General features: G+C 57.5%; 12 protein-coding genes. 4 read left to right on the plus strand and 8 right to left on the minus strand.

Annotation, left to right across the window (positions count from 1 at the left end; all coding sequences use genetic code 11):
* Positions 1–29 precede the first annotated feature (29 nt).
* Positions 30–194 carry a hypothetical protein gene (locus tag MHA02_RS22340; RefSeq protein ID WP_170249425.1) on the plus strand — a complete coding sequence of 55 codons (165 nt, stop codon included), beginning with the start codon at positions 30–32 and terminating at the stop codon, positions 192–194.
* 102 nt (positions 195–296) lie between these two features.
* On the opposite strand, the gene MHA02_RS21505 is transcribed toward MHA02_RS22340, so the two are convergent.
* From MHA02_RS21505 to MHA02_RS21520, 4 genes are read right to left on the minus strand one after another with little or no spacing between them, the layout of a single operon-like run.
* The gene (locus MHA02_RS21505; protein ID WP_147082587.1) at positions 297–752 is read right to left on the minus strand and encodes a hypothetical protein; all 456 of its coding nucleotides are present in this window, start codon (positions 750–752) and stop codon (positions 297–299) included.
* Positions 749–991: a hypothetical protein gene (locus MHA02_RS21510; protein ID WP_147082589.1), complete on the minus strand. Its 243-nt coding sequence runs from the start codon at positions 989–991 to the stop codon at positions 749–751. Before MHA02_RS21510 ends, MHA02_RS21505 begins: the two co-directional genes overlap by 4 nt.
* Positions 988–1,206: a hypothetical protein gene (locus MHA02_RS21515; protein ID WP_147082591.1), complete on the minus strand. Its 219-nt coding sequence runs from the start codon at positions 1,204–1,206 to the stop codon at positions 988–990. The genes MHA02_RS21510 and MHA02_RS21515 overlap by 4 nt, the downstream gene beginning before the upstream one ends.
* Positions 1,203–1,640 carry a hypothetical protein gene (locus MHA02_RS21520; RefSeq protein WP_147082593.1) on the minus strand — a complete coding sequence of 146 codons (438 nt, stop codon included), beginning with the start codon at positions 1,638–1,640 and terminating at the stop codon, positions 1,203–1,205. Before MHA02_RS21520 ends, MHA02_RS21515 begins: the two co-directional genes overlap by 4 nt.
* Positions 1,641–2,030: 390 nt before the next feature.
* On the opposite strand from MHA02_RS21520, the gene MHA02_RS21530 reads away from it, so the two are divergent.
* Positions 2,031–2,408 carry a hypothetical protein gene (locus tag MHA02_RS21530; RefSeq protein WP_147082597.1) on the plus strand — a complete coding sequence of 126 codons (378 nt, stop codon included), beginning with the start codon at positions 2,031–2,033 and terminating at the stop codon, positions 2,406–2,408.
* 172 nt (positions 2,409–2,580) lie between these two features.
* A complete protein-coding gene (locus tag MHA02_RS21535; RefSeq protein WP_147082599.1) occupies positions 2,581–3,336 on the plus strand; it encodes a hypothetical protein in 756 nt (251 codons plus the stop codon).
* 1,042 nt (positions 3,337–4,378) lie between these two features.
* On the opposite strand, the gene MHA02_RS21540 is transcribed toward MHA02_RS21535, so the two are convergent.
* The 3 genes from MHA02_RS21540 to MHA02_RS21550 form a co-directional block, all read right to left on the minus strand.
* Entirely contained in the window at positions 4,379–4,558 is a 180-nt protein-coding gene (locus tag MHA02_RS21540) for a hypothetical protein (RefSeq protein WP_147082601.1), read from the minus strand.
* 196 nt (positions 4,559–4,754) lie between these two features.
* Positions 4,755–5,045, minus strand: a complete 291-nt coding sequence (locus MHA02_RS23020; RefSeq protein WP_147082603.1) for an STAS-like domain-containing protein — start codon at positions 5,043–5,045, stop codon at positions 4,755–4,757.
* A complete protein-coding gene (locus tag MHA02_RS21550) occupies positions 5,039–5,929 on the minus strand; it encodes a hypothetical protein (protein WP_170249427.1) in 891 nt (296 codons plus the stop codon). The genes MHA02_RS23020 and MHA02_RS21550 overlap by 7 nt, the downstream gene beginning before the upstream one ends.
* Positions 5,930–6,383: 454 nt before the next feature.
* On the opposite strand from MHA02_RS21550, the gene MHA02_RS23060 reads away from it, so the two are divergent.
* Entirely contained in the window at positions 6,384–6,641 is a 258-nt protein-coding gene (locus MHA02_RS23060) for a hypothetical protein (protein ID WP_497801056.1), read from the plus strand.
* 35 nt (positions 6,642–6,676) lie between these two features.
* Here the strand turns inward: MHA02_RS23060 and MHA02_RS22345 are convergent.
* Positions 6,677–8,039 (minus strand): phage tail tape measure protein (locus tag MHA02_RS22345; protein WP_170249428.1); only part of this gene is annotated, 1,363 nt, incomplete at its 5' end.

The raw sequence follows: 8,039 nt of genomic DNA on the forward strand, positions 1-8,039 counted from the left end.
CCGCCGGTGGTTCGTGATGAGGCGTGGCGATGAGATCCAACACGTTCGCCGTTCTACTCGGCGCAGTCTGCGCGATGGTTGGACCGACGATCGTCCATGCCTTCACGAATGATCCGTTCGACCAAGCCGTGCTCTCACTGCTGATCGCTGGCTCGTTCGTCATTGCGGTGCTGTTCGGGGTTCGGCGTCAGTAAGGCCCGGCCGGGCTCGGCAGGCGGGGTCCACGGTGGGGACACCCTTTGAAGGGTCCGCAGATCGTGCGTACCCTTTGACCGCGCGAGCGGCCGGGCCGGGTGCTAGGCAACGGCAGTCGGAAAGCCGCTCAGCCTGATGATGTCGAGCACCACCGCTTCGGCGAGATCCTCGTCATAGGCGTGACCGTCGCGACTGGCGAAGGTCTCCTGCATGCTTGCCCAGTCTTCAGCCGGGTCGATCGTTGCCGCATAGGCTCTCGCCTTCAGCAGCACGTCCGACATGCTGACGGATGGATGACAGGCGATCCGACGGCGTAGCTGCCCACCTAATCGGCAAAGCCGTGTGTGAGTGTCGTGAGACGGCTGCCACGACAAATCGTCGAGGCGGTCGGTTTCGACATTGATCGCACGGTCTATTGCCTCATACCGCTCGACTAAGCGAACCAAGGCCGGCGAACCCGCAGCGGCGACCTCGGCACCAGCTAGGGCTGCGCCACCGACAAGCGGTAGCGCGGTGAGGCCGCAGAGGACGCTGCGGCGGGAGGCGGGGGCGGTCATGCTCGACCTCCGCTCAATGGACGCGAGAGGTCGAACGCGCGCTGCCAATCCTCTTGAACGGCGCGAGCCTGATCCAACATGGCCTCGCCGACCACGTACAGCGCATCGGCACAGGCGCCGTCGTCGGTGCTTCCGAAATCACGAACGACCAGCGCCCATTTGACGAGGTTTCCCACGCCAACGTCCATGTCGAAGATGAGGCCCGCGAGGTCGTCGCGTCGTGCTGCGCGCGCGGTCATACTCGACCTCCCGCAGCAACGAAGGCTTCGTTGAACCGATCCTCCAAGTTGTTGCCTACTGCGAGTAGCGGTCCGCAGATGCAGTTGATGCAGTCGGCTTCGATCATGTTCGGCGTCGCCGCGAGGTGACAGAGCAGCCGGGCGAACGAGGCGACAGCGTGGACGTCCTCTTCCATATCCTGCAGGACGGACCTGATCCGGGCGTCGGTGCTCATGCCAGCACCCCGCTCGGCCAACGGTTCATGTCGCCGCCCATCGAAAGGTAGCGATTGATCTGCTCGTACATACCGCCGCTGTCGGCGATGCCGTTATCGTCGCCGGCCTCGCGGTCGTCACCGCCATTGCTGGGGCGATCAGCGCCAAGGCCGCACAGGCTCGGCTCACCGTCGGCGCCGTCCTCAAGATCGGCGTCGCCCGCCAGCGCATCGAGCAGCGCAATGTCCGCCTCGATGCGATCGGCGATCGAGCGGCGGAGGACGCGGACACGGGCCAAGTTCGGATCCGCGGCGGCCATGACGGCCAAGGCTCGCGTGACGGGACCGCCGGCAGCGACAATCCGGCCGCTGGAGAAGCTGGCGGGTAATAAGCCGGCGCTACCAGTGGTTTTACGTAATAAGGACGTGCGTGTGCTATGGGCGTGGCTAGCCATTTTCGTCTCCAGAGGACGTGGGTGGTCAGGGCCGTTCAAGAGCACCACCTCTTGTTCGGCCCGGCAGTTACTGACATTATCAACCTAGCGAAGGTTGTCAATGTCAGAAACCTCAAAGAGTAAGGGCGGGCGGCCCCGTATCAACGCGACACCGATCACGGTTCGCGTGCCGCCAAGTCAGCTAGCGCCTCTCGACGCCTGGATCGCAGACCAGCCCGAGCCCAAGCCGTCACGCCCTGAAGCGGTGCGTGTCGCTGTTGCAGAGCATCTGAAGGCGAAGGGCTATCTGAAGTGAGACGAGCCCTACCCCTGACGCTCGGCGCGTCCATTGCTCTTTCTGCGTCCCCAGCCATCGCCTCCGGAACAGTCTTTTACGGTTCGCGAGCCGGCATGACGGTGACGGTAACATCAATGAGCGGTCTCGACACGGCCCACGCATTGATCCGTACCAAACACACTCGACAGGACGCCATTGGCTTCTGCCGCGAGTACGTCGGCAAAGTTACACCTGACTGCATCCGGGATGAGTTGGCGGTTCGCCTCAATGACGAAATCACCGCCAACTGCCTACGGGGTGAGTTCGTCGATTTTCAGGGCAACCGCTACCGGTTCGCTGGACTGTCTCGCGACAAGGACAGCATGGCAAAATATCGGCTGATCAGCTTACCATCAGGCGAAGAGGCCGACGGATCGAGTGCTAGCGGCTATCTGACAAACATGGGGATATTTAAAGCTCTTTGCCCTAGCCGCGCACCATACAACGAATAAGTGCCGTAAGGTTCGGATCTGCCGTGATCATGTGAGCCAATGGGCAAAGCAAAATCAGAACTGCTGAGATATCTAAATATCAGATCGATGAGAGGGCATTTGGCGGAGTAAGTACGTCAAATAGACATTCGCGTAAACTTACAAAGTGTTATTTGTAGGAGATTAAATGTTAATGAATTACAGCAAAAAATCTATAATGTACTTTAGTATTCTTTCATTCGGCTGTCTGTTTTGCTCGCAGGAGGCGCTTTCCAAATCCTGTTCTGACATCACATCGGGCGCTCGGCCGATATCCGAATATAGCGATCAAGACGACAACATAAGACAATCTTTTTTAGATCAATATCCTGGAGCATGTCTAGTTAGATGGGTCGGCGGCACCCGCGGATATGAAGGCAGAGAGTCCGATCGAAGAAAATGTGATAATCTTCCGAATTCAGAAAAGCTGGTATTCGTCCCAGACTCTGGATCGAATTACAATGATTGCGTTTTTAGAATTAAATCTGACGATAATGCGGGCAGTAATTCGGATAATGCAGATAATATTTCTACAGAAGATGATTATACGACAAAATATAAACCCCCAGCCGCATCGCCGCAATACTCGCCTCGTATAAAATCAGGCGTTGTCACGTTTAGGATGAAAAATAAAGCTAAATATATAATCGAAATCGCTTTTTATTCTGACAACCGCAAAAACTGGGCATGGCCGTCATTTTCTAGTCATTGGACGCTTAAGGACAGAGAATTCCATGATTACAGATTAGGTTGTGAGATTGGCGAGAGCGTATGCTATGGAGCTTGGTATAAGAATCAAACAAAATATTGGGGGGTCGGCATGGAAAATAAACATAGCTGTTCGAGCTGCTGTTTAGTCTGCGGGACCGAAGAGGAAGATAAAAAACATACGTGGACATTGGGTAATTGATGTCTTTGTGCAATTCTAACGTACTCGTCGACGCCTATTATCCATATTCCGATCGGTTCGTCTATCTTGCCGCAATGCGCGTAGCTGTTGCCATCCTGCTTTTGATGCCCTTGCCAGCGTTGGCTGAGATACCGCCGACCGTGTGCGATACCTTACAAAAGTCGGTAAACAGCGCTGCCGAGGCGTCGGGCGATTATCTCAAGGGTGTCGATGCTGCAGACGTATCGGCGATCTCAAAGGCTTCGGGAGGCAGCCTTCGAGAAGCCGCCGAACGTTTAGGCGTCGCTCGTGCGAAGGTGCTTCCTGGACTGCGAGAGTACGTCGAGGCCTTGCAAGACCTTGGCTACCAGCTACGCCGATGTGCTCGGTAAGCTTGTGATGCGAAGGGGACCAGTGCGGCAATGCCTCTGTGGTGCAAATGCACCAAGGCTTCAGTCCATGTAGCCGCTACAAGCCTGTCGCTAGCATCCCTTCTCAGTTGCCTCGGCTTGTTTTTTGGCGGCCCTCGCCTTCCAAAGACGGGAAGTCCCAGGATCAAAGCACTTATTCGAAGCTGCTAAAGATGAAAACTTTTTAAAAGTTCCGATGTAATCAGCCATCGCGCGGCAATATGATCGGGACTGTCTTTTCCCGTCGAACAACATAACACTATAATCTGGGTCATCCATGGTGCTTAGCACGCGTTTATGCGCGGCATCATGCGAGGCACGCATTGCATCCCATTGATTGTTTACCGCCGGGCTGCATCCCGACATATCTCCGGACTGCGCTGGCATAGCAACCATAACAATGAGAACCGCGCCCAAGGCCCGCATCTTCATTCCCGCCCCACCTCTTTCAGTAGCCTCTGAAAAGATTGGGTCAAGCAGCGGCAGGACGCAAGGAGATCAAGAGGCTTTGAACGAAAGCGCCCCGCGAGCGGAAACGCTGCGGGGCGAAGTCATTGGGAGGTACCACGGCACCCGAGTCAGAACCGTGGCGCCTCAATGATGCGAAGGGCGGCCCAGTTCGGCAAGCCCTCGCGCCTAGGCCGGAAGGCTTCTTAAATCGGCATCAAATCGCCCGGCTTGAGCTTGTACGGCTTCGCCATGCGCTTCGACAGCTTGCCGGCGACCTCGACGGCAACATCGTCCGCGGCTTGCGCCGACACGATCTCCAGAGCTTCGGCCGGCGAGGCAGCCATCAGCGCATAGAGCCGCGTCGGTTCGCGCTTCTGCTTCACCGCGATGAGATATGTGTCGAGGCTCGGACCTTTGCCCATGGCGACCGAATGGCACGAAGGTCGCAGGGTGTCATCGCCTAGGCCGGCAGGGCTGAGAGTTTAGCGATGCGGGCTGGCGCGAGAGGTTGCGATTAGAGGGCGAGTTGAAGGGGTGGATGCGAACCCGATCGTTGCCGCCTAAACATATAAAGCCTGCTTAGGCGGCAATCTTGCTCGACTCTTGCAGCATTCTAGTCTTTATCATGTCGTTTATTTGTTTCCCGGACTTAGTGACCTTTATTCGATCTTTAAATTCCAAAAAACTCAAAACGTCCAACAGCTGAACAAAAGCAGCATTAACGAACGAAGACGTCGCAGTCTCGATATCTTCGAACGAGACTATAACGACATGGTTTGTTTCGAGAAGCTTCTTAAGGCAAAGATACACTATATTGCCTTGAGTGCCGGTATCTGCGCCGGGGACGATGTCAATAATTCTGATCACCATTCCAAATCCTCCGGCTCATCCTCCACGGGTATGATAGTGTCGGTTCGAAGCTCAATGTCGATTGTCGTTCCGGGGCAAAACCCTGCAGTCAACACAGGCGTGGGCCGACAACCTCCACCCATGGGGAGAAACCGTACCATACCGTTGAACGATGAAATAGTCACTTCGCCACCATTCGTGCCTACGACGGTTTGAAGCAGGTAGTCCAATCCAGCCCCTCGGTTGCGAGGCGTGCTTTTTGTTGAGAAACCGGCCTCAACGGCTTTAATAATTGCTTCATTATGTGAGATATCAGGAACTACATTTGCTACGTTATGCGGTATACCGCGGCCGAAATCAGCTATGGCAATGCGAACCAGATTTATATTAGGAAAATGCTGAGCAAATATACTTCCATTGTCTCTATCGGAGTGGTCTTGTATATTGTTGAATATCTCCGAAAGGCATACTTGGAACGGGTAAAGCGATGCGTTGTTTGTGTTTAATGCGTCAGCAAGCCACGGTCCAAGCGTTCCTCGGATAAAATAATGACTTTCTGCATGTTCGACGCGACGTAGATGCTGAGTAGTTCGCCGTGGGCCACGATAAACGTTGAGCTTGTTGCCGAGGTGCTGTTCAAAAAATAGGGAGTCGTCCAAAAACCGATGAGCTTGTCCGTTACGGGTATGTTGATAAAAATCACATCTAAGGCCTCTATGATGCAGCCAATGTACAAAATTACTTAAAAAAGTAACGCCTGATGGATGTATAAATCCTAAAAATCCAAAATCTATTATGACTTTATCAGGTAAGCCATTTTGACATTTATCGACAAAATCGGAAATGACACCACGAAGGGTGAACGTATTAAGCGTTGCTGGCAGAACGATCCGGACCTCAGACATCGTTCCCCCAAATTGGAATCATTGTCTGTTGGCATAGCGCAAATTATCGTGGCGGGCCAAGTCCAGTGATTGCGTCAAGCCGCCATTGATTTGTGCCTCTGCCAGTACCCGCTGAAATCCACGCTCGGCCCGCGCTTCATCGCCGCCCCGGCAATGCGTTGGTACTGCGCGCCATTGGCCTTAAGCCAGCTCCCAAACCCGCGCGCCCTTCGCATACCCCGGCGACACGATCCGGACAGCTTCGTGCGCTGGCGCTCTTGGCGTCGCTGGGCACAGTCAGAACCAGTAGATATCTTGCCAAGCTGAGGTAGCCTTCCGAGCCTGCCCTTGCAGCTCTGACGCGCGAGGTTGGGCGGGCCTCGTCGGACACCTCTGCCCCCCAGCGGTTCGACGAGGCCCTATCCCGCGCGGTCATTACCCGAAGCGTTAACGATCTGTGCGCAGACAATGCGCGATGGCTTACCGTGTCCCCATCACCTGTGAAGTTCAGATCGACAGCGAGTGGCGCAACATGTCTGCGATCGAAGCGCACATTGCGCATCGAAATGCCTCGAAGCGCTGTCCAGACTGCTACGGAGCGATGATCAGCCTCGGATCCTACATGGGAGCCCGTAAGGCAACCCTGCAGCATCGCAGAGGTCACGATGGCTGCCCCCGTCTGCCGCTTCGCTACAGCGGCACGCCGACACGTCATCCGGAAGCCCTGGCCTGACCGCTCTACGCGCTCGCTGACTCTGATCCGCGCCGCTAATCCCGCCCGCCCTTGCCGGCATCTGGGCTGCTGTGCCCCGTCGACCCCGGTCCGTTCCCGCCGATCGCCGAGACCTTCCCCGAGAGCTGCATGATTTGCTGCTTGATCCCGTCGAAGGTGGCGGTGAACAGCGGTGACGGCGCAATCGTGAAGTTGCCGGTGAGCGTCGCCTGTCCGGTCAAGTCCGAGACCGAGACCGCGACGGGAACCGGGCTTTCCACCTTCGCCGTCACAGGGCCGGCCGGACCAGAGCCGGGGCGGCCGGCATTCGGGCCGAGCACGTCGTGGATGGATTCGATCTCCCTCGGCATGCTCGCCGGACGCTGCGGCGGCAGCGGAACCACCCTCGGCTTAGCGCGCCGCGTCAGATTGATCGGGTAGGCCTGCTGGAAGCTGGTTACGCCGGGTCCGACCTCGCCCGGCGTGCCCTGGATCGGCGCCAGCGGGTTCACGCCCATCATCAGCGGCTTCTTGTCGGCCAGGGCCGGATCCGCCTTGGCCTTCTCGACGGCACCCTGTCGGCGACGCGCCCGGTCGACGTCGCGCTGGCGCAGCTGCATGGTCTTCTCGATTGATGCTGGGGACTGGCCCTCGCGCTCCAGCTTCTCCCGGAAGCGCTTGTTGTCGGCCTCCAGTTCGGCGACGCGACCGGTCTCCTGCTTGCCGCGCTCGTCGAGCCAAGCCTTGCGGTTCTCCTTCATCCGTTCGGAGGCGTCCCCGGCCGCCTGACTGATCGCACCGGTGAGGCCGCCCTCGGCATAGGCCTTGTTGATCCGCTCCAGCGCGACGGCGATGCTCTCGAACTCCTTGCCGGCACCGCCGAGGCCGGAACTCACGCCGCCGGCATCCGCCAGTCGTGCCAAGGCCTGCGTGAAGCGGGCCGTCGAGTTCGAGAGCCGGTCGAGCCCGGCCTGGGCGTCCTTCGTCACCTGCACGAGGTCGCGCATCACGGTGCCGCCGGAGTTGTCGCGCAGCGAGGCCGAGAGCTTCTGCCACTCGCCGCGGTAGCTCATCAGGGCCTGGACGCCGCGCTTGAACTCCATGTCGTCGATCAGTTCGCCGAGCCGGGAGCGGTCGCCCTTCAGGCCCTTCTGGACGAGCTCTTCAAACACCTCGACGAGGTTCTTGCCCTCCTTGCGGGCCTTCTTGAACGCGGCCTCGGCGTCGATCCCGAGGGCCTTGAACCCCTTGATCGTCTTGTCCGATTCCATTTTTGCTAGAATATTATTCATCGACGCCACGGCTTCCTCGGCCGTGCCGGAGCCCTTGCGCATGGTCTGCAGCATGGCGACGAGGTCGGAGAGGCCCTTCTCGCCCTTGAAGCCGATCGCGGACGCCGCAGGCCCAAGGCTCGGCAGA

It is taken from the genome of Methylobacterium haplocladii (assembly GCF_007992175.1).
GTDB classification, from domain to species: domain Bacteria; phylum Pseudomonadota; class Alphaproteobacteria; order Rhizobiales; family Beijerinckiaceae; genus Methylobacterium; species Methylobacterium haplocladii.